This window comes from Acinetobacter pittii (assembly GCF_022449185.1).
In the GTDB taxonomy this organism is placed as follows: Bacteria; Pseudomonadota; Gammaproteobacteria; order Pseudomonadales; family Moraxellaceae; genus Acinetobacter; species Acinetobacter pittii_I.
This window is the reverse complement of the sequence record NZ_JAKUKO010000002.1, coordinates 153493-177649: the sequence shown is the minus strand read 5'-3', so window position 1 is coordinate 177649 and position 24157 is coordinate 153493. Positions and strand designations below refer to the sequence as shown.

The 24157-nt window shown below is 39.4% G+C and carries 21 protein-coding genes; 8 read left to right on the top strand and 13 right to left on the bottom strand.

Annotation, left to right across the window (positions count from 1 at the left end):
- Positions 1–246 precede the first annotated feature (246 nt).
- Positions 247–1014 carry a hypothetical protein gene (locus tag MKX14_RS06850; RefSeq protein ID WP_240282104.1) on the top strand — a complete coding sequence of 256 codons (768 nt, stop codon included), beginning with the start codon at positions 247–249 and terminating at the stop codon, positions 1012–1014.
- Positions 1015–1057: 43 nt separating this feature from the next.
- On the opposite strand, the gene agmR is transcribed toward MKX14_RS06850, so the two are convergent.
- A complete protein-coding gene (agmR, locus tag MKX14_RS06845; RefSeq protein WP_002122041.1) occupies positions 1058–1708 on the bottom strand; it encodes a response regulator in 651 nt (216 codons plus the stop codon).
- 376 nt (positions 1709–2084) lie between these two features.
- On the opposite strand from agmR, the gene msuE reads away from it, so the two are divergent.
- Both msuE and sfnG read left to right on the top strand, forming a co-directional pair.
- Positions 2085–2822, top strand: coding sequence for an FMN reductase (msuE, locus tag MKX14_RS06840; protein WP_005066848.1), 738 nt, complete (start codon positions 2085–2087; stop codon positions 2820–2822).
- A gap of 44 nt (positions 2823–2866) precedes the next feature.
- Positions 2867–3979: a dimethylsulfone monooxygenase SfnG gene (sfnG, locus tag MKX14_RS06835; RefSeq protein WP_240282103.1), complete on the top strand. Its 1113-nt coding sequence runs from the start codon at positions 2867–2869 to the stop codon at positions 3977–3979.
- Between the two features lie 92 nt (positions 3980–4071).
- Here the strand turns inward: sfnG and lrpB are convergent, their stop codons facing one another.
- Complete coding sequence (lrpB, locus tag MKX14_RS06830) at positions 4072–4485, bottom strand: Lrp/AsnC family transcriptional regulator (protein WP_240282102.1); 414 nt, start codon at positions 4483–4485, stop codon at positions 4072–4074.
- A 105-nt stretch (positions 4486–4590) separates the two neighbouring features.
- Between lrpB and ywoC the strand changes: the two genes are divergently transcribed.
- Complete coding sequence (ywoC, locus tag MKX14_RS06825; protein ID WP_108009794.1) at positions 4591–5133, top strand: cysteine hydrolase family protein; 543 nt, start codon at positions 4591–4593, stop codon at positions 5131–5133.
- 42 nt (positions 5134–5175) lie between these two features.
- Here the strand turns inward: ywoC and acs are convergent, their stop codons facing one another.
- Complete coding sequence (gene acs, locus MKX14_RS06820) at positions 5176–7125, bottom strand: acetate--CoA ligase (protein ID WP_240282101.1); 1950 nt, start codon at positions 7123–7125, stop codon at positions 5176–5178.
- A gap of 564 nt (positions 7126–7689) precedes the next feature.
- On the opposite strand from acs, the gene MKX14_RS06815 reads away from it, so the two are divergent.
- Together MKX14_RS06815 and MKX14_RS06810 are read left to right on the top strand one after the other, a co-directional pair.
- Positions 7690–8265 (top strand): DUF805 domain-containing protein, encoded by a 576-nt coding sequence (locus MKX14_RS06815; RefSeq protein WP_240282100.1) that lies wholly within the window; start codon positions 7690–7692, stop codon positions 8263–8265.
- Positions 8266–8378: 113 nt separating this feature from the next.
- Complete coding sequence (locus tag MKX14_RS06810) at positions 8379–9359, top strand: mechanosensitive ion channel family protein (RefSeq protein WP_240282099.1); 981 nt, start codon at positions 8379–8381, stop codon at positions 9357–9359.
- Here the strand turns inward: MKX14_RS06810 and MKX14_RS06805 are convergent.
- The 5 genes from MKX14_RS06805 to prfB all read right to left on the bottom strand — a co-directional run bounded on the left by MKX14_RS06805 (position 9339) and on the right by prfB (position 14198).
- Positions 9339–10046 (bottom strand): 16S rRNA (uracil(1498)-N(3))-methyltransferase, encoded by a 708-nt coding sequence (locus tag MKX14_RS06805; protein WP_240282098.1) that lies wholly within the window; start codon positions 10044–10046, stop codon positions 9339–9341. The two genes, MKX14_RS06810 and MKX14_RS06805, sit on opposite strands and share 21 nt — an antisense overlap.
- Complete coding sequence (gene kdtA, locus MKX14_RS06800) at positions 10043–11335, bottom strand: 3-deoxy-D-manno-octulosonic acid transferase (protein ID WP_240282097.1); 1293 nt, start codon at positions 11333–11335, stop codon at positions 10043–10045. The genes MKX14_RS06805 and kdtA overlap by 4 nt, the downstream gene beginning before the upstream one ends.
- 157 nt (positions 11336–11492) lie before the next feature.
- Positions 11493–12551 (bottom strand): alkene reductase, encoded by a 1059-nt coding sequence (gene nemA, locus MKX14_RS06795; RefSeq protein ID WP_240282096.1) that lies wholly within the window; start codon positions 12549–12551, stop codon positions 11493–11495.
- Between the two features lie 27 nt (positions 12552–12578).
- Entirely contained in the window at positions 12579–12881 is a 303-nt protein-coding gene (locus MKX14_RS06790; protein ID WP_002121891.1) for an ArsR/SmtB family transcription factor, read from the bottom strand.
- Between the two features lie 221 nt (positions 12882–13102).
- Positions 13103–14198 (bottom strand): peptide chain release factor 2 gene (gene prfB, locus MKX14_RS06785; protein ID WP_240282095.1). Its coding sequence is split into 2 segments (ribosomal slippage): positions 13103–14125 and positions 14127–14198, totalling 1095 coding nucleotides; the frame shifts between segments, so codons are not numbered across the junction.
- A 392-nt stretch (positions 14199–14590) separates the two neighbouring features.
- On the opposite strand from prfB, the gene MKX14_RS06780 reads away from it, so the two are divergent.
- A complete protein-coding gene (locus MKX14_RS06780) occupies positions 14591–15358 on the top strand; it encodes a putative porin (RefSeq protein WP_005078653.1) in 768 nt (255 codons plus the stop codon).
- Between the two features lie 47 nt (positions 15359–15405).
- Here the strand turns inward: MKX14_RS06780 and recJ are convergent, their stop codons facing one another.
- From recJ to MKX14_RS06755, 5 genes are all read right to left on the bottom strand, one after another.
- Entirely contained in the window at positions 15406–17106 is a 1701-nt protein-coding gene (recJ, locus tag MKX14_RS06775; RefSeq protein WP_240282094.1) for a single-stranded-DNA-specific exonuclease RecJ, read from the bottom strand.
- Entirely contained in the window at positions 17107–17763 is a 657-nt protein-coding gene (pdxH, locus tag MKX14_RS06770; RefSeq protein WP_046811799.1) for a pyridoxamine 5'-phosphate oxidase, read from the bottom strand.
- A gap of 10 nt (positions 17764–17773) precedes the next feature.
- Positions 17774–19111, bottom strand: coding sequence for a phosphoglucosamine mutase (glmM, locus tag MKX14_RS06765; RefSeq protein WP_046811800.1), 1338 nt, complete (start codon positions 19109–19111; stop codon positions 17774–17776).
- Between the two features lie 149 nt (positions 19112–19260).
- A complete protein-coding gene (gene guaB, locus MKX14_RS06760) occupies positions 19261–20727 on the bottom strand; it encodes an IMP dehydrogenase (protein WP_002121951.1) in 1467 nt (488 codons plus the stop codon).
- Positions 20728–20921: 194 nt separating this feature from the next.
- Complete coding sequence (locus tag MKX14_RS06755) at positions 20922–21719, bottom strand: MBL fold metallo-hydrolase (protein ID WP_108009772.1); 798 nt, start codon at positions 21717–21719, stop codon at positions 20922–20924.
- A gap of 227 nt (positions 21720–21946) precedes the next feature.
- On the opposite strand from MKX14_RS06755, the gene foxA reads away from it, so the two are divergent.
- Positions 21947–24103, top strand: a complete 2157-nt coding sequence (foxA, locus tag MKX14_RS06750) for a TonB-dependent siderophore receptor (protein ID WP_240282093.1) — start codon at positions 21947–21949, stop codon at positions 24101–24103.
- The last annotated feature ends 54 nt before the right edge of the window (positions 24104–24157 follow it).

The following is a 24157-nucleotide window of genomic DNA, read 5'->3' as shown; positions in this document are numbered from 1 at the left end:
TTTCTATGGCAAAGCTCACCTTTTTTGTAAGTGAACACTTGTATACTTAGTTACAATTTCATAAGCTTCTGTTTTTTAAAATTATAATTAGATAAAAACAACCATATACGACTTTAGTCGTATTCTTCTTGCATTCTTCATGACACATAAATATTCAAAACCAATTTATTCTATGTACAGCTATTTTTATAACCCATTTCCATATTAAGTACCCCTGCTCACGAATTAATGCAAAGGACAATTGCCATGAATATTTCTGATAACAGCCCGCAAGGCCAACTTTCGTCTCAACAGTTTTATCGTCAATACAGTGCCAATGCTTTACTTCCTGAACTAGATTGGCAAAGTATTTTCCCCCACAGCAAACTGAATGAGGCCCACATCAAAGCATTAAATACGATTTATCAGTGTGCAGTCCCGCTGGCACTCAATGTATTTCATGATCTAAATTTTGATGTATTTGCACCTGCGGCTTATCATCCGCAAGGTTTAGGTTTATTTGATAAATTGGCAAAACAAGAAGAAAATTTCTTAAAAGTTCTTAGCGCTGAAAGTGAAAATCTTGATCATGACACACGTCATCAAATCTGGAGCATGCTACTCCGTGGCGGCGCTGTACTCGTTTTCAAAGCTTGGCTTGGCCATGTCAAACTCGGCGAGAATCAGTTAGATATGACTCAGTTTGATGAATTATCGGATTTACTCTTTATTAAAACGCATCCAGATCAACTTGCTGAACGACTCCATGTCGATGAAAAAGCAAAACTCGACCATATCTTCTTGATGTATGGCAATGATATTTTCCTTGATCGCTTCAACAGTCTAGAAACAGCTGCTTTGTTTGTTGATTTAGGCGTTTATGATGCAGCCTTCTTAAGCCTACGCGATGACCGCGTGGCTGAATATTTAAAAATGAAAGGCTATGTGACTCAAGAACAAATTGATGATTTGCAATGCGCGCTTAACCCATTGTACTGCGACAGCCTAACACCAAAGCAAGATTGCCTTGCTTAAGTGGCACACATAAAAAAGACCTCAATCGAGGTCTTTTTTCTTTTTAGATTTTCTTATCTTCAATATTGAGTGCGCTAATGGCCAATACGGCTTGTGTACGGTTTTGCACACCTAATTTTCTAAAGATAGCCGTTACGTGAGCTTTAATCGTTGCTTCTGAAACATCAAGCTCATATGCGATTTGTTTATTTAACAAACCTTCCGCAACCATCATCAAGACACGGAACTGCTGAGGTGTTAATGATTGAATACGTTCAGCTAGAGCAGTTTCATCTGCTGCTCTCGGGTCAAGGTTAAGATTAGATGGCAAGTTAGGTGGCAACCAGATATCACCCTCTAAGACTTGACGAATCGCTTCGCCAATATGACTTGGATGAGCCGACTTAGGAATATAACCCATCGCACCATGAGCGATTGCACGCTGAATGATTGAAGTTTCTTCATGTGCAGAAACCACAATAATCGGAATAGATGGATACTGTGCTCTTACATAAACCAGAGCCGAAAAGCCTGAAGCACCCGGTAAGTTTAAATCGAGTAATACTAGATCAGGTTCTGCCCCATTTTCCAAACGCTCATAAAACTCATCAACCGAGGCTGTTTCATGAATTTGTGCCTGTGGCAGGCTATAACGTACTGCTTGAATTAAAGCATGACGAAACAAAGGATGATCATCAACGATTAAAATATTCATAAGCGATTAAAGTAATCTTGAGCATAAGTATGGCCTATTGTAACCATACTATTTAGATGAAAGATACGTTCATCTTATCCATTTTTATGCAAAATGTTGATAAATGCAGAACTTAGCCCATATTTTCTGATGTTTTTTAACTTTTAATAAAAATTAATCTGTTTTTTATATAAGCTTCTTTTTTATTATAAAAAATATATCACCTATAATTATATAAAGTAAAAACAGCAACTTAATATAAAAGAAAACTATAAAAATCCACTATTTATCTTTTATATTTAAAACTGATAAGGTTGACCAATTTCGTTATTTTACAGTTTACCGTCGTTGTTGATTAATAAGTCCAATCTCTTGTTTTAGGCTTAGGAACCAAATTATGACTGGTATCACATCACCAAAACCTTTAAATATCGTTGCTGTTTCTGGTGGCTTAAATACCCCATCTAAAACGGAAAGTCTGGTTCAAGCCATTCTTGATGAATTATCAGAAGCAATCGATATTAAAGTTCACTTTATTAAATTAAGCGAAATCGGGCCTCTATTAGGCGGCGCATTTTATCGCAACCAACTTCCACAGCGCGTACAAGATGACCTTGCAGCAGTTGAAGCAGCAGATGCTTTAATTGTAGGTACACCCGTTTACCGTGCATCTTTTACAGGTCTTTTCAAACATTTCTTCGATTTTGTTGAACAGACTGCTTTAGTCGATGTGCCTGTACTTTTAGCAGCATCAGGCGGTAGTGATCGTCATGCACTCGTACTTGAACATCAACTTCGTCCATTATTTAGCTTCTTCCAAGCACAAACTTTACCAATTGGCGTATATGCGACCGATCGTGACTTTACTCCTGAATATACAGTAAAAAGCGAGCAATTATCAGATCGTATTACGTTAGCAGTGGCACGTGCATTACCAATTTTAGAATGGGCGCCAGCGAAAGGTAAACGTGCTGAAGTGGTTAAATCTAAATCACAGCAAGCAAATCAAGAGCTTGGTATTAACAAGCAAATTGAGCAAGAAGAAGTATTACCTTCAGCAGCTGTACCAGACCTTGATGCGGCAGAATCTCGTTTGCATCACAAGTCTGGCAAATCATTAACGCATGTTGCCTAAGCGCAATATTGCTAAATAAAAAGAACGAATGGGGAGAGCGAACCATGACGCAATTACAACAACCAATTAAATTTGCTTATTGGGTACCAAACGTAAGCGGTGGCCTTGTAGTGAGTAATATCGAACAGCGTACAGACTGGAGTTATAACTACAATGTTCGACTTGCACAGGCTGCCGAAAACAATGGTTTTGAATATGCGCTCACCCAAATTCGTTTTACGGCGGGGTACGGGGCAGAAAACCAACATGAATCGGTAAGTTTCAGTCATGCATTACTAGCTAAAACTGAAAAATTAAAAGTCATTGCGGCTATTCTGCCCGGCCCTTGGAAACCGGCACTTGCCGCTAAACAACTTGCAACGATTGATTATTTAACTCAAGGCCGTATTGCGATTAACGTGGTAAGTGGCTGGTTCAGAGGTGAGTTTGATGCCATTGGTGAAGAGTGGCCTGAGCATGATGAACGTTATGTTCGCTCCGAAGAGTTTATTCGCACGTTAAAAGGAATCTGGACCACTGATAACTATAGTTTCGATGGTAAATATTACCAATTTCAGAATTACACACTTAAACCAAAACCTCTGCAAAAGCCTTATATTGAAGTTTTTCAGGGCGGCAGTTCACGTGCTGCGCGTGACATGGCTTCACGTGTTTCTGATTGGTATTTTACCAACGGTAATACGTTAGAAGAAATTCAAAAACAAGTCGAAGATATTCGTATCAAAGCAAAAGCTAATAACCATCATGTTAAAATTGGGGTAAATGCGTTCATCATTGCTAGAGATACTGAAGAAGAAGCAAAAGCGGTACTTCAAGAAATTATTGATAAAGCCAACACTGAAGCGGTAAATGCGTTTGGTGATGCTACACGTGAAGCTGGAGCAGCCTCTCCAGAGCAACAAGGTAACTGGGCAAAATCAACTTTTGAAGACTTAGTGCAATATAACGATGGCTTTAAAACCAATTTAATTGGTACGCCGCAGCAAATTGCAGAGCGTATTGTGGCACTCAAAAATGTAGGTGTTGATTTGATTCTTTCCGGATTTTTACATTTTATTGAAGAGGTGGAATATTTTGGAGAAAAGGTTCTACCACTCGTTCGCCAGTTAGAACTTCAACAGGAAAAGGAGGTAGAAATTCAAGCTAAATCAGCCTAAACACTCCAGTTAAAACAGCGCAAGATAATAAAAACAATAAATTAAAAATAAAGAATTTATTGGCTCCAAGACTCGGCTTGGAGCTTTATTTTTTAAGATTTTTCGACTTCTCGAATCACAGTTTCAACTGAGTAACGACACCATTTTGAAAGTTTTTCGATAAATTCATTTAATGCTGCTGGTTCAAAATGGCTGACAATCATATAGCAAGCATTACCCATGACTTTAAAACATTCATCGATTTGTTCGTATTGCTTCACTAAATTTTCAATTTCTTCAAAGGCGCGTTGTTCATTTAAATGCAAATGAATAAATTGTTTATGCGAATATTGAACAGCAATGGTGTAGTTTTTAATCACACCAGTATCCATTAACTGAGCAATTCGAGCACCCACCGCCTGCCCTGTCCGATGGACACGCTGCCCAATTTCTTTATTTGTCAGACGGGAATCTTGTTTAAGCAATGCAATAATTTTTAGATCAATCGGGTCTAATTCAATATTCATTTTTCATGGCGAAAGAAAACTGGCGGTAATGCTTTCATCTGACTATAGCCGATTTTTCAAGCAGAGAATAATCTTGTTTTATCTCATATCAACAAGAGTAATCTCATGAAACAAGCCCTATTAGTTATCGATGTTCAAAATGATTATTTTAAAAATGGCAAAATGGAATTGGTTGGGCCAGATCAAGCGCTAGAAGAAATAAAGCAGCTTGAACAATATTTTAACGAGAAAAACTTGCCCATCATTTATGTGCAGCATATTAACCCGCCACAAGCGAGTTTCTTTCAAGAAAATACAGATGGGGTTTTACTTCATCCTGAACTCAGTGCTGGCAGTGATTCATTAATCGTAACAAAGCATTATCCAAACAGTTTTTTAGAAACCAATTTAGATGAGCTTTTAAAAACACATCAAATTGAACAACTCGTGGTTACAGGCATGATGACGCATATGTGTATTGATTCAGGGACTCGTGCAGCCAAAGAACTTGGCTATCAACCCATCTTAATTGCAGATGCAACCGCAACTCGCGATTTAAGCCATGATGGAAAAACTGTAAAAGCTGAAGACGTACAAACTGCTTTTTTAACTGCGCTGAGTACATTTGCAAATGTAGAAAATACTGCCGATTTTTTAGCGAAATCTTAAATAAGGCTCAATAAAAAAGCCCCATTGGGGCTTTTTTTTAAATTAGTTTTGCTTATCAGGATAAACCGTTGCAATTAACTGATCTACCACTGCAGGCTCAGCTAAGGTTGAGGTATCACCTAAACTATCTAATTCATTCGCTGCAATTTTTCTTAAAATACGGCGCATGATTTTACCCGAACGCGTTTTAGGTAATGCTGGTGCCCAGTGTAATGCATCTGGTGAAGCTACAGGTCCAAGCACTTTACGTACCCAGTTGATTAACTCTTTACGCAGCTCTTCCGACTCTGGAACGCCCGCTTGTAAGGTCACGAAAGTACAAATACCTTGCCCTTTAATATCATGCGGCATGCCAACTACAGCTGCTTCTGCTACTGATTCATGCGAAACAAGAGCACTTTCAATTTCAGCAGTGCCCAGACGGTGGCCTGAAACGTTCAAGACATCGTCAACACGCCCTGTGATCCAGTAATAACCATCTTCATCACGGCGAGCACCATCACCTGTAAAATAAGTATTTTTAAAGGTCGAGAAATAAGCTTCAATAAAGCGATCTGGGTCACCCCAAATAGTACGCATCTGGCCTGGCCATGAATCTTTAATCACAAGGTTACCTTCAACCGCACCTTCTAGCTCATTACCTTCACCATCCACAATGGCGGGTTGAATCCCAAATAATGGACGTGTTGCTGAACCTGGTTTTAAAGCTGTTGCACCCGGCAATGGAGCAATCAAAATACCGCCTGTTTCGGTTTGCCACCATGTATCAACAATCGGGCAGCGGCCTTCACCAACAACATTGTAGTACCAATTCCAAGCCTCAGGGTTAATTGGTTCACCAACCGAACCAAGTAAACGCAGGCTGCTACGGTTACTTTCACGTACAAACGAATCACCTTCTCGCATCATGGCGCGAATCGCGGTTGGGGCCGTATATAAAATAGAGACTTTATGTTTATCGACTACATGACCAAGACGTGCCCATGTTGGATACTGAGGGACACCCTCAAACATTAAGGTCGTAGTTCCATTTGCAAGTGGGCCATAGATCAGATAACTATGACCTGTAATCCAACCGATATCGGCTGTACACCAGTACACATCGTCTTGTTTTAAATCAAAAACCTCTTTAAAGGTACTGGTTACATAAACTAAGTAACCGCCTGTCGTATGCAACACACCTTTCGGTTTACCTGTCGAGCCCGATGTATAAAGAATAAATAAAGGGTCTTCTGCCTTCATCGGCTCTGGAGGACAATTGGCATCCACTTCCATAATAATGAGGTGATACCACAAATCACGGCCCGGCTTCATTTCAATCGGGTTTGCATTACGGTAAACCACAATCACATTTTCAACACACTCAGTACCCGGCAATGCTAAAGCCAAATCAACATTTTCTTTGAGTGGTAATAGTTTTCCGGCACGTAGACTTGAGTCTGCGGTAATCACCAGTTTAGCTTGGCTGTCTTCAATACGACTTGCTAAAGAATCTGGCGAGAACCCACCAAACACTACACAGTGAACAGCACCAATACGGGCACAGGCTAACATGGCAATTGCAGCCTCGGTCACCATTGGCATATACAGAACAACGCGGTCACCTTTACCAATGCCATATTTCTTTAAAACGTTGGCAAAGCGGCAAACTTCATCGTGTAACTCTTTATAAGAAACGATTTTATGACGAGAAGGGTGGTCACCTTCCCAAATAATTGCAGGTTTATGTGGATGTTCTTTAAGATGCCTGTCTAGGCAGTTTGCTGACACGTTCAACTCACCATCAGCAAACCATTCAATTTTGAAATTGTCTTTGTCAAAACTGGTATTTTTAACTTGGGTAAATGGCTTTATCCAATCGACAATTTTAGCTTGCTCTGCCCAGAATTCATCTGGGTTCTCGATAGAGTGTTGATAACGTTTAAAGTAGTCTTCTTCAACAGTACGAGCTGTTTTTTTAAATTCCTCTGGTACTGGATAGATCTCATTCATACGCAACTTCCTTGATCTTGTGCATCCCATCTCGAGACTGTGGCTATTATTTTACTGGATCTTATTTGTATGCCTTTTCAGCATGATGACTCTTTCAAAGCCTAGACAATGCGACTTTGGTCATATATTAATCACTTACTCAAGCATACGAAATTATGAACATTTTTATAAAATTAAGTTGATTTAAAACATTTGTCTATAGGGTCTGTTCATACTTTATATATAAATTGCGTTGTAAGCTAAAATTTCACGAAACAAGGCATGAAATGCAGAAAAATAGCGCCTCTATTGTCAAATTTCATAACGCAGTTTTGGGTAATTTTAGCTACAATCCTTTGGGACAGAAATACTTTTTGATGCTGTGTCGTTAGATATTACTCATTTAGAATAACTAAATATTCATAATATCTGCCTACCATCATCTAAAAAGTATTCTCTGTCGCAATCATAGATAAAATATAAACAGACCCTCGCATTACTTTTATAATTTTTTCAATATTTGATGGTTTTGATCATCAACAAAGATTATTTTGTCTCTCATATGCAACCTAGGAATAAAATAATATGTTTGCCCAAACAACTTCCTCACGCCCACCACAGCTGCCTTTAAAAGATAGCCCTTTTTCAATTCATGGCCGTTTTAACCGTATGAGTTATTTAGGTGGATATGGACTGATTTATTTAGTCACAATCGTGGGTTATTTTATTCTGGCCTCATTTCTTGGAAGTTTTCAGCTTTCAAGTAATTTATTTAATTTTGAGTTTTATAGCTCTCTTTCTGGCCTCAGTGCTTTGGTAGTCTGGGCTTTTTGGCTATTCCTGATTTATTTAAATATTGTTCTCGTCGTGCGACGTTTGCATGATGTAAATAAAAGTGGTTGGATGGGATTACTACTATTCATTCCAGTTGTTCAGTTCTTTTTTATGATTTATTTACTGCTTGCCTCAGGTACAGCAGGCCCAAATCAATATGGTCCAGCTCGACCCTCAACATTCATAGAAAAGTTAATGGCTTGGTTTATTTTATTCGCTATTTTAATTAGCCTTATTTCTACCGCAGGCTTTTTTTACTACTTCTCTGGTACCGATACTATTCAAACTCCGTCACAAATCTTACAAAAAGGAACCGAATACTTTTAATTAAAAAACACTTTATTATTCAAATGAACTCATTATAGTAGGCGCACATTTTATCTCCTACTATGATGAAAGCTGATCATCGCTTTCATAATTTTTTAAAATAGAGACTTGTCGTGGCTGATGAACAAAAATCCTTAACGGATGTTGCAAAAAATACAGGCGAACTTTTGCAAGAAGCAGGTACTAAAACCACTCAAACGGTTCTAGAGCATACCGAAAAGTATCATGATGCCTATACCACTATTGATAAAATCGTGGATAGCTTCTGGGAACGTGTGCCTTATATTTGTATTGCAATTATCGTTTTTATTATTTTTTGGCTACTCACCAAATTATTTAAGTTCTTTGTTCGTAAAACCTTAGAAAATCGCTCTTATACGCGCCAAAACCTAGTGTTGGTTCTAAACCGTGTAGGAAGTACGACAATTTTATTTTTTGGATTCTTAATTGCACTTGTCATCATGATCCCAGGTTTTACCCCAGGGCAACTTATGAGCGCGTTAGGGATCGGTTCGGTCGCAATTGGTTTCGCATTTAAAGATATTTTCCAAAACTTGCTTTCAGGTATTTTGATTTTATTGAGCGAACCGTTCCGTATTGGCGATTCAATCGTGGTCAATTCACTTGAAGGAACTGTTGAAGATATCCAAATTCGTGCAACATTCTTACGTTCGCCAGATGGCCGTCGTATTGTTATTCCAAATGCCACTGTTTATACGAGTGCTTTAACTGTAAATACGGCTTATCAACAACGACGTTGTGAGTTTGTAGTCGGCATTGGATATGAAGACGATGAACAAAAAGCCAAACAGATTGTTTTAGATATTCTTAATAATGATCGAAATGTACTCAGTCAACCGGCTTTCTCGGTTAACGTCACAGCTTTAGCAGATTTCTCGGTTAACCTGACTGTACGTTGGTGGATTGATACCACTGAAACTGATATTTCGTCATCTACGAGCACCATTCAAGCTCAAGTCAAACAAGCTTTCAATGCAAATGGTATTAATATTCCTTACCCTATTCAGGAATTAAAAATGGCAGCAAATCAGCCACCGTTAAACCCTGAAGTATCAACTAAAGAGACGACCTAAAATATAAGAAATAGACGTTTCAGTTCTTAAAATACGGTTGCCTAAGCTCACAGCTTGGCAGCCGTTTTTTGTGAGTAAATCAATTTCATAGGGAATAAAGCCGCCTTCGGGTCCAACGACTACACTGCACGCATGCGGAATATTAACTGGCATGCTCTGCTCGGCATACGGATGAGCCACGTAGGCGGGACTTCCCTTTGAAATTAAGTTTGGTAGCACATCTTCAACAAAAGGTTTAAAGCGTTTATATAATTGAATTTCAGGAGCAATGGTGTCGCCTGCTTGCTCAAGCCCTAAAGTCACATAGTTATCAAGTTGTTGTAAAAATGGAGTTTGCCAATAGCTTTTATCTACGCGGTAACTATGAATCAAACTAATTCTTTCAACTCCCAAAGTCACACTGTCCATAATTAAACGGCGTAAAACTTTGGGCCTTGGTAACGCTACGATTAAATGTACTGGAAGTTTTGCAGGTACAGCTTCTTCACTAATAGGTCTGATACAAACTTCTTGCTCATTCATCGAAATAATTTCAGTGGTATAACGTGCACCATTACGAACACCAACTTTTAGATTTTGGCCAACCGTAATATCAAGATGTTCACGTAAATGCTGCAATTGGCGTTTTGAACGGATTAACCATAAATCTGACTGAACATCATCAGGTTCTAGTAAAACGATATTCATGGTTTTTCGACCAAATACCGGTTAATTACTCCAATATGTTTTTGTAATGAACCTTGGTTACGCTGCAAAACTTTATGCGCCTGCTCTACCACCTGCTTTGCTTCTACAGGCTCGGCTAAACATGCCATCCAGATTGCTACAACTTGCTCAGCGTCTTGAGCAATGAGCACCCCATTTTCATCAATAAATTCATCAACAATGGTTTGGAAATTAAAGTAACGAGGTCCAATTACGGTCGGTACATTTAAAACCATAGGCTCCAAAATATTATGCCCACCGCCCGGTTCATTAAGTGATCCACCCACAAAACACACCTGACTTAAGGCATACCATAGCCAAAGCTCACCCATACTATCCGCCAGATAAACCTGTGTACTGGCGTGAATACTATGATTCATACTTCTACGATGAGTAATTAAATCTAGGTTTTGGCAAATTTCAAATACTTCATCAAAACGTTCAGGATGTCGAGGCACGACAATACAAACTAAATCTGGATCTGACTTTAGATAAGGTGCAAGTGCCTGCAAAATTTGTTGTTCTTCTGGCGCATGCGTACTGGCAATTGTTAGGACTTTACGCTGTCCCAAATACCATTGTTGTTGTAATTGCTCAGCCTGATTTATAAAAGTCTCTGGCGCATGGATATCAAACTTAATATTTCCAACTACCTGACTTTTTTGTTGATCTAAACCAAGTTCTACATAACGTTGTCGAGTCACATTATCTTGTGCCAGCACCCAGTCAATTTGTTTCAGCATTCCTGCAGTTAGCCCTGAAACGCGGCTATAACCTTTTGCTGATTTTTCTGATAATCGCGCATTTAATAATAAACAAGGAACCTGTTGTAGCTTGGCTTGATCAATTAAATTTGGCCAAAGCTCGGTCTCAACCAATGCTAAAAGCTTTGGCTGATACAACTCAAAAAATTGTTTTAAAAGATGCTTTTGATCAACAGGCAAATAAACTGCTTGAAATAAATCTAAATAAGGAGCTTTTAAAAATAATGATTTGGCACGCGCTTGCCCCGTCTTTGTTGTATTAGTAACTAATACAGGTTGACCGAGTTTAAGATAATGCTCGATTAAAGGCTGCGCAGCATTGGTTTCTCCAACCGAAACAGCGTGGAACCAAATTGCTCTTACATTTTTTGGAGATTCAAACGGCCCAAATCTTTCAAGACATTCCTGATTATATAATTCCTGGCTTTCTGCACGTCTTTTTATCCGCCATTGGTAAAAAGGTTTTAATAAATGGAGTGCGGTGTTGTACCAAAAAGGGGTCGCCAAGCGGTTTGCCTCAAATAGTCAAAGTTTAAAACTGGGGAAAATATAACATAGATAGAAAAAATGGCAGAGTTTCGATACCTAAACTCTACCATTACAAGAAAAGCAATTTACTTACTTAAGAAATGAACTAGGTCAGTAAGTCGAAATCTCAAAGATATTATGAAGCTTCTAGCGTTGGATAGTCTGTATAACCTTCAGCGCCTTTAGCATACAAAGTTGTTGCTTGAAGTTCATTTAATGGCAAGTCTTTTTCTAAACGCTGTAAAAGATCTGGGTTAGCAATATATGCCTTACCAAAAGATACAGCATCTGCCTGACCTTCACGCAAGATACGTTTTGCTGATTCTGGTGTTAGATTCTCATTGGCAATCCATACACCATTAAATTTTTCGCGAAGTTTAGGGCTAATGCTATCAGCAGCTTCATATTCACGAGAGAAAATGAAAGCAACATTACGTTGGTTAAGTTGTTCCACTACATAACCAAAAGTTGCTAATGGGTTTTCATCACCCATATCGTGTGAATCACCACGCGGTGCAATATGAACACCTACTCGGCCAGCGCCCCACACTTCAATAAATGCATCAACGACTTCTAATAATAAACGTGCACGGTTTTCAACAGGACCACCGTATTTGTCATCACGTTGGTTGGTATTACTTTGAAGGAACTGGTCAATTAAGTAGCCGTTCGCTGCATGTAATTCAACACCATCAAAACCTGCTGCTTTAGCCAGTTCTGCTGAATGTTTGTATTGAGCAATAACTTCTTGAATCTCTTCAATTGAAAGTGCACGCGGTATTACATACGGACGTTTAGGACGTAATAAACTCACTTCACCCGCAGGTTGAATTGCACTTGGTGCAACAGGAATATCACCATCTAAAAGTTCAGGGTCTGAAATACGGCCCACATGCCAAAGCTGAACTACAATTTTTGAACCTTGAGCATGAACTGCCTCAATAATTTTATTCCAAGCTTGTGCCTGCTCTTGTGACCATAGCCCTGGGGTGTCTGCGTAACCCACAGTTTTTGAACCAATCACTGTTGCTTCAGTCAAAATTAGGCCAGCATTTGCACGTTGTTGATAGTATTCAACCATTAAATTATTAGGCACTCGGCTTTCACCACTACGCGCACGCGTTAATGGAGCCATGACCAATCGATTTTTGATTTCAAAATCACCAACCGTTAAAGGAGTATTGAGTTCAGCCATAATCGCCTCGACTTACACTTTAATAATTTAAAGTGTTTGTTTTAAATGTTCGATATATTGCTGAATCAAAGCTTCGTTACGTGAAAAATAAGACCATTGACCATATTTTTGGACCTGAATAAGCCCCGCCTGTTGTAACACAGACAAATGATTAGACATCGTAGACTGAGCTACTTTACCCAAACGTTCAATATGACCTGCACAAACACCCTTCTCAAAACTACCACCACATTCTTCCACCGGTAAATAATGTGCAGGTTCTTTTAACCATTGCAAAATTTGCCGACGTAGAGGGTTGGAAAGGGCTTTGCTAATTGCATCAATATCCATAGGCTCAACACGTCTTGTAAACGAACAAAGCTTTGTTCAGCATTTCGGAAGTATAATATCGCATTTTTTCGATATTCATATCTATTTTTTTCGATATTCATATCGCATTTTTTCGATTAATATTCGAAGGCTGAACTGCTTTGCCGTTTTAATCGCTAAAAATCCAAGAGTTCTACATATTCATAGATGAACTGTATTTAAACTAAAAGTTCAGCAGACTCTTATAAACCTTGTTTTAAACTCGCTTCAATAAAACGATCAAGGTCACCATCAAGAACAGCACCAGTATTAGAGTTTTCAACACCCGTACGTAAATCTTTAATACGCGAATCATCTAATACATATGAACGAATTTGGCTTCCCCAACCAATATCAGACTTCGAGTCTTCTAGAGCTTGAGCTGCTTCATTACGTTTTTGCATTTCCAATTCATACAAACGTGCACGTAACTGTTTCCATGCGTGGTCACGGTTAGCGTGTTGCGAACGCTGGTTCTGACATGCCACCACAATACCTGTTGGAATGTGAGTCAAACGTACAGCAGAGTCGGTTTTGTTAATATGCTGACCACCTGCACCAGATGCACGGTACGTATCGGTACGAACATCAGAAGGGTTAATATCAATTTCAATATTGTCATCAACTTCTGGTGAAATAAATACCGCAGAGAATGAAGTGTGACGACGGTTGCCACTGTCAAATGGTGATTTACGAACTAAACGGTGTACACCTGACTCTGTGCGTAACCAACCGTAGGCATATTCACCTTCAACACGTATCGTTGCTGATTTAATACCAGCTACGTCACCGTCAGACACTTCCATAAGTTCTGCTTTAAAGCCATGACGTTCAATCCAGCGCATATACATGCGTAAAAGCATAGACGCCCAATCTTGTGCTTCAGTACCACCTGAACCTGATTGAATCTCTACATAGCAAGGATTCGGGTCCATTGGGTTGCTAAACATACGACGGAATTCAAGTTTAGCCAGTTCATCTTCGGCAGCACCAAGCTCAGACTGAACATCTTCAAGCAGGCTTTCATCGTCGGCTTCTACAGCCAAATCTAACATCGCTTTTGCATCTTCAAGCTGTGTAGATAAGCCATCCAATACATGAATAACGTTTTCTAGTTCGCCCTTTTCTTTCGCCATCGCCTGAGCACGGCTTTGATCATTCCAGATCGCTGGGTCTTCTAACTCACGTAAAACTTCTTCTAAACGTTCTTTTTTCAGATCGTAGTCAAAGATACCCCCGTAGTGTTTGGCTACGATCAGTTAAGTCTTTCAATTGGTTTAGATAAGGATTAATTTCCACGCGAGTGTTCCCATAAGAGCAGATAAACAGTCAATTATTTTAGCATAGCTGCGGTTATCTACGAACCCGCTTTGTATTTCTCATCATATTTCATCAATTTAACTTATAAATTTTCTTCAGTTCAACTTAAGATTAATTGGTAACATCCTCATACAAAATTGGGTACTTTTACAGCATTTTTTATGATCTACACAAAATATCCTCAATTTTAATAAAATAAAACATTATGTTTTTATATTTTAAAATCAATATCTTAAATTAAACTAGTTTACATAAGTATCACACGGTTACAGTACGGTTACTCGTGCAAGATTGACGATCAAGCTTTTTCGTCTAGACTAAAAGTTGTAACAAAACATTTATAAAATCGCTTTTTAGAGGGGAGAGATTCCATGAAAAAACTAGCAATTGCATCAGCTCTTTTATCTGCACTCGCAGTGAGTGGCGCAGCAAACGCTTACCAAGCTGAAGTTGGTGGTTCTTACAATTATCTTGATCCGGACAACGGTAGCAGCGTAAGTAAATTCGGTGTTGACGGGACTTATTACTTTAATCCTGTTCAAACTCGTAACGCTCCACTTGCTGAAGCAGCTTTCTTAAGCCGTGCAAGTAACGTTAACGCCCTTATCAACTATGGCGATAACAGCGGTACAAAAGATACTCAATATGGCGTAGGTGTTGAATATTACGTTCCTAACTCAGATTTCTACCTTAGTGGTGATGTAGGTCGAAATGAGCGTGAAGTCGACAACACCAATATTGACAGCAAAGTAACTACTTATGCAGCTGAAGTAGGTTATTTACCAGCTCCAGGTTTATTACTTGCTCTAGGTGTTAAAGGCTACGACGAAAAAGACGGTAAAGACGGCGCTGATCCAACAGTTCGTGCTAAATACGTAACTCAAGTAGGTCAACATGACGTAAACCTTGAAGCGTTCGGTGCGTTCGGTGACCTAGACGAATATAAAGTTCGTGGTGACTACTACATCGACAAAACTTTAAGTGTTGGTGCTGATTACTACAACAACGACTTAACTGATAAAGATGAATTTGGTATCAATGCTAAAAAATTCTTAAATCAGCAAGTAAGTGTTGAAGGCCGTGTTGGATTTGGTGATAACGACAACACTTATGGTGTTCGTGCAGCATACCGCTTCTAATCAAGCCTAAAGTCATAAAAAATCCGCTCAATTGAGCGGATTTTTTTTTATTGGTTTAAATGTACGATGCGTAATTGTAAATTCACATTACCATTAAATGCATTACGATCTATTTCATAGACCAAATGTACATAATCCCGCATTGGGTCAAATTCAAAACGACCCGCTGCATTAAAAGCAATTGCATCAAAACTGTATTGGTCGAGTGCTAATTTAAGTTTCAAATGCGTTTCTTTAAGCCAGCGATAATCAACAACTTTAAAATGTCCTTCAAACTGAGGAAAAGGGAATTTTTGTCCCCACGGTCCTAGCTGTTCTATCCAATCTAATGTATTTAGTTGCAAAGCCGAAGCTGGTAATTCCCCATCCGTCCATAGCGTTGCTTGAAACAAAGACTCTTCCATTGCTGCAATGCAATTGGTAAATGCTGTTTTAAAAGCTTCAAAGTTTTCTTTACGTATAGTTAAACCTGCTGCTGCTGCATGACCACCAAAATGGCTCACCAATTCTGGATGTTGTTCAGCAACCTGTTCAATCGTATCTCGAATATGCACCCCATCAATTGAACGTGCAGATCCTTTTATATGAATACCATCTTCATCAGGTGCAAACACAATAGTGGGACGATGAAACTGCTCTTTTAAACGCCCCGCTACAATTCCAATCACGCCTTGATGCCAGTTTTCTTCGAAGAGTATAAGAGCTGGAGGAACGTCTTCCTTTGAGAGCTGCAAGCTATCTAAAGCAGACAAGGCTTGTTGCTTCATCTCCCCTTCGATTTGACGGCGCTCTATATTTAATTGATTTAACTGTCTCGCGATTGGATAGGCAAATTCCATAGTGTCAGCTAATAAACATTCAATGCCTATACGCATGCTCTCCATGCGTCCAGCAGCGTTAATACGCGGACCTAAAACAAAACCTAAATCTTGTGCACGCAAAGATGAAGCCTCACGGCCAGCAATATCTAGCAACGCCAATATTCCGACTCGGCATTGATGTTGTTGAATACGTTTTACACCTGCGTCGACCAAAATACGGTTGTTATAATCTAGAACAGCAACATCCGCATACGTTCCCAAAGCAACCAAGTCTAGATATTGAGTGACTTTACTTGTACTTTTGTTTTGCTTGTTACGTAAACTTGCTAAATTGGCCAGCACATAAAATGCAACTCCAACACCTGCAAGCGCCTTACTTGGGAACTCACAACCTAACTGATTTGGGTTTACAACTGCTTCTGCAAGCGGTGTTTCTTTAGTGGTTAAATGGTGATCTGTAATAACCACTTGCATACCCAGTGCATGTGCCGCATCAACACCAGCATGGCTGGAAATCCCATTATCGACAGTAACTAATAAATCGGGTTGATAAATTTGATGTGCAAGCTCTGCAATTGCGGGAGTAAGCCCATAACCGTATTTAAATCGGTCTGGAACCAAATAGTCAACTTGTGCCCCCATATCGCGAAGCACGAGCATCATTAAAGCAGTGCTGGTTGCGCCATCAGCATCATAGTCCCCCACAATAACTATTTTTTTCTGCTCATCGATGGCTTGATCCATTAATGCTACAGCAGCGTCCAACCCTTTGAGTTCAGGGGCCAATAAATTCTTAAGCTTTAACTCTAGTTCTTGCTCGAATTGTACGCCCCGTCTTGCCAAAATTTCGGCAATAAACGGAGGCACGCCCTGAAACTGTTCAGGGCGTGTCAATAAAGGTCTTTGTTTAATTTGTATTTTTGTCATTTAAGGCATCAGTCGGTGCAACGTCCATTGACCGTCGATTTTTTCATAACTCAAGCGGTCATGTAAACGATTTGGTCGCCCTTGCCAGAACTCATAATAATCTGGCTGTAGACGGTATCCACCCCAGAACTCCGGCTTATTGAGTACTTCGTGGCTTTGAACTTGTTGTTGTAAGTCTTGAAAACGTTGCTGTAACAGCTCGCGACTTTCAATTTTGCCACTTTGGGGAGTACTGATATGAGCTGCAATCTGGCTATCACGTGGACGTTTATGATAGTAGTCTGTAGATTCCTGTTCAGGAATTTTTACAACATGCCCACCTACTCGTACCTGACGCTCTAGACTTGGCCAATAAAATAACAATTCAGCATATGGATTTTCTGCCAAATCTATACCTTTCTGACTGTCGTAGTTAGTATAAAAATCATACCCTGATTCTGTGGCCCCACGTAACAAAACTGTTCGAACATGAGGTCTGCCATTCGCACTTGCTGTCGCTAATGACATTGCATAGGGTTCATGCAAATTGGCTGCTAGAGCATGGTTAAACCAACCAAGAAACTGATGATGAGGATTAGATTCAACTTGCCCCTCATGCAATTCTCCTTGCTCGTAGCTTAAGCGTAATTCACTTAAATCTTTAATGACATCACTCATGTCATGCACCTTATGCGACTTGTGCTTGTGAACGAACTGAATCTGCTAAATGCTGAGCTAAAGCATTCACTTCTTGCTCATCATCACCTTCAACCATAACACGAATTACAGGCTCTGTTCCTGACTTACGAATCAAGATTCGTCCACGTCCTTTGAGCTGTGCTTCTGCTTTATCAAACTCGGCAACCAATGCAGGAATAGAATACGGATCAAGCATTTGTTCTAAACGTACATTCACAAGAATTTGTGGGAATAGTTTAAAGTCTTGAACCAATTCATGAAGAGCTTTATTTTGCTCGACCATCACAGTTAAAACTTGAAGTGCTGCAATAATCGCATCACCTGTCGTACTCTTGTCTAAAGTTAGAATATGACCAGAAGGCTCACCACCTGTTACCCAACCATTTTCTTCTAAAGCTTGTAACACATATCGGTCACCAACCTTAGCACGAACAAAACCAACATTCGCTTTTTCAAGGGCTACTTCGAGTGCCATGTTACTCATGACAGTACCAACTACGCCTGCTGGTTTATTTTGAGCCTGAGTCGCTAAAATATATAAAATATGGTCGCCATCAATTAAGTTACCAAACTTATCGACCATCACAACACGGTCAGCATCACCATCAAAGGCAATCCCTAAATCTGCTTCGTGCTCAACTACAGCTTTTTGTAGGTTTTCGGGATGTGTTGAACCACAACCTTCATTAATATTTAAACCATCCGGCTCATTATATAAAGCAACAACTTTTGCACCTAACTCACGGAAAACCGAAGGACCAACGCTATACGCTGCACCATGAGCACAGTCCAATACGATCTTTAAATTATTTAAATCAAAGTGGTAAGGGAAAGTAGATTTACAAAATTCGATATAGCGACCATTCGCATCATTTACACGAACACTTTTACCTAAATTTGCTGTGTCATCAATATATAAATCTTTTTCTAATTCGAGGTTAATTTCTTCTTGTAGAGCATCTGGTAATTTTTTACCTTCGCTTGAGAAAAATTTAATCCCATTATCAAAATATGGGTTATGGGATGCAGAAATAACAATACCTGCATGAGCATGTAAAGCACGGGTAAGGTGTGCAATAGCTGGTGTTGGTAATGGACCAAGTAAATGAACATATACGCCAGCAGCGTTTAACCCCGCCTGCAAAGCAGACTCTAAAATATAACCAGATAAACGAGTGTCTTTTCCTAATACAACAAGTGGCTTATTTTTTGGACTCGTTCGTTTTAATACCTTCCCTGCAGCAAAACCGAGTTTTAAAGCAAACTCTGGAGTAATAGGCATTTGCCCAAATTTTCCACGAATACCATCCGTTCCAAAATAACTCATAGCTTATCTCATTTTTACGCCACTTCAGCCGTGGCTTACTTCATATATGGCAATTCCGCCATATCTCTTTTCGTCAGATTTACTTTACACCAAAAACAAAAAGCCGTCAGTGTAATGACGGCTTTCTTCGTTGTTTTGGTTACGAAAATCTAACCAACACGATAGTTTGGAGCTTCTTTAGTAATCGTTACATCATGAACATGTGACTCAGACATGCCTGCTGAAGTAATTTTCACAAATTTCGCATTTTGGCGAAGATCTTCAATCACAGCTGAACCTGTATAACCCATCGATGAACGTAAACCACCCATCATTTGATGAACGATGTTACCCATTGGGCCTTTATATGGAACACGGCCTTCGATTCCTTCTGGTACTAACTTCTCAGCACCTGCTTTTGAATCTTGGAAATAACGGTCAGCAGAACCAGTTGCTCCCGCCATTGCACCTAATGAACCCATACCACGATATGCTTTGTAGTAACGACCTTGGAAAAACTCAACTTCGCCCGGCGCTTCTTCAGTACCTGCAAGTAATGAACCAACCATGATCGTGCTTGCACCCGCACCGATCGCTTTTGCCATATCACCAGAGAAGCGGATACCGCCATCTGCAATTAAAGGAATTTGATCTTTTAATGCGCTAGCAACGCTGTCAATCGCAGAAATTTGTGGCATACCGATACCAGCCACAATACGTGTTGTACAGATAGAACCAGGGCCAATACCTACTTTTACAGCATCTGCACCTGCATCTAATAATGCTAATGCAGCATCACCAGTTGCAATGTTTCCACCAATCACTTGTACTTGAGGGAAGTTTTGTTTCACCCAACGTACACGTTCAATTACACCAGCAGAGTGACCATGTGCTGTATCAACAACAATGACGTCAACACCAGCTTCAACCAATGCTTCCACACGACTTGGTGTATCAGCACCTGTACCTACCGCAGCACCAACACGTAAACGACCAAGATCATCTTTACAACTGTTTGGATAGCTCTCAGCTTTGCGGAAGTCAGTTACTGTAATTAAGCCTTTAAGTTCGTTGCTCTCACCAACGACCAAAACTTTTTCAATACGGTGTTTTTGCAATAATGCTTGAATGTTTTCTTTAGACTCGCCTTCACGTACAGTGACTAAACGATCTTGGCCTGTCATGATGTTGCTAACAGGTTGTTCTAAATTGGTTTCAAAACGCGTATCACGGCCTGTCACAATACCAACAACCTTGCCGTCTTTAACAACAGGTACACCACTAATGTTATTAGCAGAGGTAATTGCGATGAGTTCACGTACTGTAGTTTCAGGCGTTACAGTGATTGGATCTTTCACCATACCCGCTTCGAATTTTTTCACACGGCGTACTTCTGCAGCTTGAGCAGCAATATCCATGTTTTTGTGCAAAATCCCGATACCACCATTTTGTGACATCGCAATCGCCATACGTGACTCAGTCACTGTATCCATTGCAGCTGAAACTAATGGGATATTTAAATGAATGCCGCGAGTTAAACGTGTCTTTAGAGAGACATCTTTTGGGAGAACAGTAGAGTAGGCAGGAAGTAATAAGACATCATCGAAGGTTAGCGCTTCTTGAACGATGGTCAGCATAACAATCTCACTGGTAAATTCCGTGAGCTATTATAAACAAATTTCAATGCAATTTTCATATTATCTTTGCCTTTTTCAGCAATAGATATTCCTCAGTCCTAAATATTTGTCACTTATTATAGTTTTAACGTTATTTTTTAATCGAGGTTTTTGCAACCCAGAATTTTATCTGGGTTGATCATTAGACATAATATTTAGGTAGGACAGCTAAAAATTTCTTCAGTCATCAAATCTACTCCACATGGCAATGTTTCAATCCAGTCTAAAAACTGGTTAATCATCTCTTTACCAATAAATGGGCTACCATGCTGAGGAACAATCATTTCAATATCCATCCGACGAACCATGTTGACCCATAAGCGGATCACTTTATTGGAACACATATAACGTTGGTGGAAAGCTTTCATTTTCATTACATGGGTATCGAAATCTTTTAGAGGCTGATTTGCATCCTCTACAATAGAAGCTCCCATATCACCAGAAAATAAAATTTTGGCAACGGGATCATAAAACTGAAAATTACCGACCGAATGTAGAAAATGTGCTGGAACCATGACAAGCTTTGATTCACCTAATTGAATCACTTGACCACGATCTGGCAGCTCAATAAGACGGTCTTCCCAATTCCCTTTCATACGCTCACTCATAAATGAGGAATTTAGGTGTGGTAAAAAACGTGCCCATAATTTTGATGCAACGACTTTAGCATCGGTATAAACCAGCCAGCGTGGCATTGAAGTAATAATGTCCGGATCTTGATGCGAGGCCATCACATAGTCTAGATTTTTCAAACGTGTATATTTATTTAATTCCATCGTTAATGGAACGTAGGTCAAATCGCCACCCGGGTCTATTACAGCAGCGCGTTCATGGTCAATAATTAAAAATTGATTGGCTTGGATGCCTTCCCCTTTAACCAAGCTGGTAAAACTAATACATTTATGTACGCCATTATCAAATAATATCTGCGATGTTGTTTTTTCAAACCCCATACAATTCCCCAAAAAAACTTTAAATATTAGATATTTTTATATCCATACTAAAATAAAGGGATTCCAAAACACTTGCAACAAATTGATTGATCTTTCTCATAATATTTTAAAATTGATTTTGCTTTTCTTATTTTATAAATGAATCATAATGTTATTTAAAATTAAACCACAATAAATTAAAATAATTCTCATTATCAAATTTACTTTTTGTGCTGCTTAGGCCTCCCATGAATCAACCCTTTCGTTTTTCAACCTCAAAAACATTGTTAGCAGTTGCTATTTTTACTTCGATGACAGCAAGTCACGCTGAAGAAATAACAGAACAACAAAATTCGACCAGTGTTCTCCCCACGATTTCTGTTAAAGCGCAAAAAGAAAGCACTTCACCTTACGTCGCAACGAAAGCAAACTCTGCTTTAAAATCAGACGCACCTTTATTTAAAACTGCTCAGTCGGTTTCGGTAGTAACCCGCGAACAGCTCGACCAGAAACAAGCAAGAACTTTAGCAGATGCTCTTGAAGGTGTCGCAGGCGTAGAAGCTGGGAAACTTGGTCGTCGTGGTTGGGATGATTTTGTTATTCGAGGACAAACTTCTTCTGATTCAGTTTATGTAGATGGTTTAAGAGTAGGCCAAAATACGTATGTTGCTACTGAGTTATCAGGCATGGATCAAGTACAAGTTTTAAAAGGGCCTGCATCTATTAATTTTGGTTTGGTTGCTCCAGGAGGTATGGTCAACTTAGTGACTAAACGCCCTCAAGCTGAAAACTTTGCTCGGGCCACTATGACTTATGGCAGCTACAACCTTAAAGAAGGAACGTTCGATTTAAACTATAGTCCTAATAATAGTGAAAAAGGTGCTTTCCGTTTAAATGGCCGTATCTCGGATCAAGATGACCCAACAGATTATGTATATTTTAAAAATTACTACATCTCCCCCTCTTATAACTTTGACTTAGGGGATAATACTGATCTCTCTGTCATCGCAAGCTATCAGCATCGCGAATACATTCGTCAACAAGGCTTGCCTGTCATTGGTACTTTAAAAGATAACCCTAACGGCGCTATAGACCGAAGTTTATATATTGGCGACCCTAATTTTGGTAAATATGAAGCCGATGTTTACCGCACAGGTTATACCTTTAAACACGCTTTTGATAATGGTTGGAACTTTAATCAGAACTTTGCCGTACAAAAAACTGAAATGGATGGCACTGCTGTCTTTGCTCGCACAGGTAACAACTTTTGGGCAAAAAACAAACAAGGTGAAATCGACTATACAACCATTAGCCGTAAAAATAATAGCCGCCACCAAATTATTGATAATTTAAGCTTTGCCATCGATAACCGTTTAAATAAACAGTTTGATTTATATGGTATGCAACACGACCTTAATATTGGAGTAGATGCTTTTCAGGAAAAAAGTGATTACACCAATGATAAATACGATATTGGCGATTTAAGTATCTATGACCCCGTTTATGGTCAAAATGTAAAATTGACTCAAAATGTTCGTGATATCAACCGTCTCAAATATTTAGGGCTTTATTTACGTGATCGCATTCAGCTTAATGACCAATTACTTTTAAGCTTATCTGGTCGTCAAGACTGGGCGCAAACTCAAACGACAAGTTTGGTGACTGGCAGTACAAGTAAACAAACAGACAATGCATTTACGGGCAGTGCCTCTGTCATGTATACCCTTAATGACATTGTGGCTCCTTATGTCAGCTATGCCACTTCATTTACCCCAAATAGCGGTACTGATGTAAATAACAACCCGTTCAAACCTGAAGAAGGGAAACAGGTTGAAGTCGGAATGAAATTACAAAGCCCAGATCAACGAGTTCAAGGTGCTATCGCTTGGTATGATTTAAAACGTCAAAATGTTTTAGTCACTGATACTGCGAATAGTGGCTATAAAGTACAACGTGGCGAACAGTTAACTCGCGGTATTGAAACTGAGCTAAGCGCAGAAATTTTAGAAGGTTTAAAATTAACAGCTGCCTATACCTACACCATTGATGCTGAAATTAGTAAAGATGCAAACGCGAGCAATGTAGGAAAAGCACTCGACAATATTCCTGAACATGCTTACAGCCTGTTGGCTCGTTATAAATTTGACCCTGCCTCAAAACTTGGTTGGTATATCGGCGGTGGTTTCCGTGGTGAAACCTATAAAACTATGGATAAGCTAGATGTCCATATTCCAGGCTATACCGTATTTGATACAGAAGCTGGCTATGACGCTGGACATTGGGGCGCACAACTTGCGATCCGTAATCTATTCGATAAAGATTACTATGCAGGTGCCTTAAATGAAAATTTGGTGACTTTAGGTAATCCACGTCAAATTAACTTTACTGTGAAATTTAACTATTAAAATTACCTATAAAAAACGCACTCGATTCGAGTGCGTTTTTTTGGCAGCTTAAAA

Coding starts and splice junctions, on each gene's coding strand:
- MKX14_RS06850 (WP_240282104.1), top strand. CDS start 247: ATGAATATTTCTGATAACAGCCCGCAAGGCCAACTTTCGTCTCAACAG.
- agmR (WP_002122041.1), bottom strand. CDS start 1,708: ATGAATATTTTAATCGTTGATGATCATCCTTTGTTTCGTCATGCTTTA.
- msuE (WP_005066848.1), top strand. CDS start 2,085: ATGACTGGTATCACATCACCAAAACCTTTAAATATCGTTGCTGTTTCT.
- sfnG (WP_240282103.1), top strand. CDS start 2,867: ATGACGCAATTACAACAACCAATTAAATTTGCTTATTGGGTACCAAAC.
- lrpB (WP_240282102.1), bottom strand. CDS start 4,485: ATGAATATTGAATTAGACCCGATTGATCTAAAAATTATTGCATTGCTT.
- ywoC (WP_108009794.1), top strand. CDS start 4,591: ATGAAACAAGCCCTATTAGTTATCGATGTTCAAAATGATTATTTTAAA.
- acs (WP_240282101.1), bottom strand. CDS start 7,125: ATGAATGAGATCTATCCAGTACCAGAGGAATTTAAAAAAACAGCTCGT.
- MKX14_RS06815 (WP_240282100.1), top strand. CDS start 7,690: ATGTTTGCCCAAACAACTTCCTCACGCCCACCACAGCTGCCTTTAAAA.
- MKX14_RS06805 (WP_240282098.1), bottom strand. CDS start 10,046: ATGAATATCGTTTTACTAGAACCTGATGATGTTCAGTCAGATTTATGG.
- nemA (WP_240282096.1), bottom strand. CDS start 12,551: ATGGCTGAACTCAATACTCCTTTAACGGTTGGTGATTTTGAAATCAAA.
- MKX14_RS06790 (WP_002121891.1), bottom strand. CDS start 12,881: ATGGATATTGATGCAATTAGCAAAGCCCTTTCCAACCCTCTACGTCGG.
- MKX14_RS06780 (WP_005078653.1), top strand. CDS start 14,591: ATGAAAAAACTAGCAATTGCATCAGCTCTTTTATCTGCACTCGCAGTG.
- recJ (WP_240282094.1), bottom strand. CDS start 17,106: ATGACAAAAATACAAATTAAACAAAGACCTTTATTGACACGCCCTGAA.
- pdxH (WP_046811799.1), bottom strand. CDS start 17,763: ATGAGTGATGTCATTAAAGATTTAAGTGAATTACGCTTAAGCTACGAG.
- glmM (WP_046811800.1), bottom strand. CDS start 19,111: ATGAGTTATTTTGGAACGGATGGTATTCGTGGAAAATTTGGGCAAATG.
- guaB (WP_002121951.1), bottom strand. CDS start 20,727: ATGCTGACCATCGTTCAAGAAGCGCTAACCTTCGATGATGTCTTATTA.
- MKX14_RS06755 (WP_108009772.1), bottom strand. CDS start 21,719: ATGGGGTTTGAAAAAACAACATCGCAGATATTATTTGATAATGGCGTA.
- foxA (WP_240282093.1), top strand. CDS start 21,947: ATGAATCAACCCTTTCGTTTTTCAACCTCAAAAACATTGTTAGCAGTT.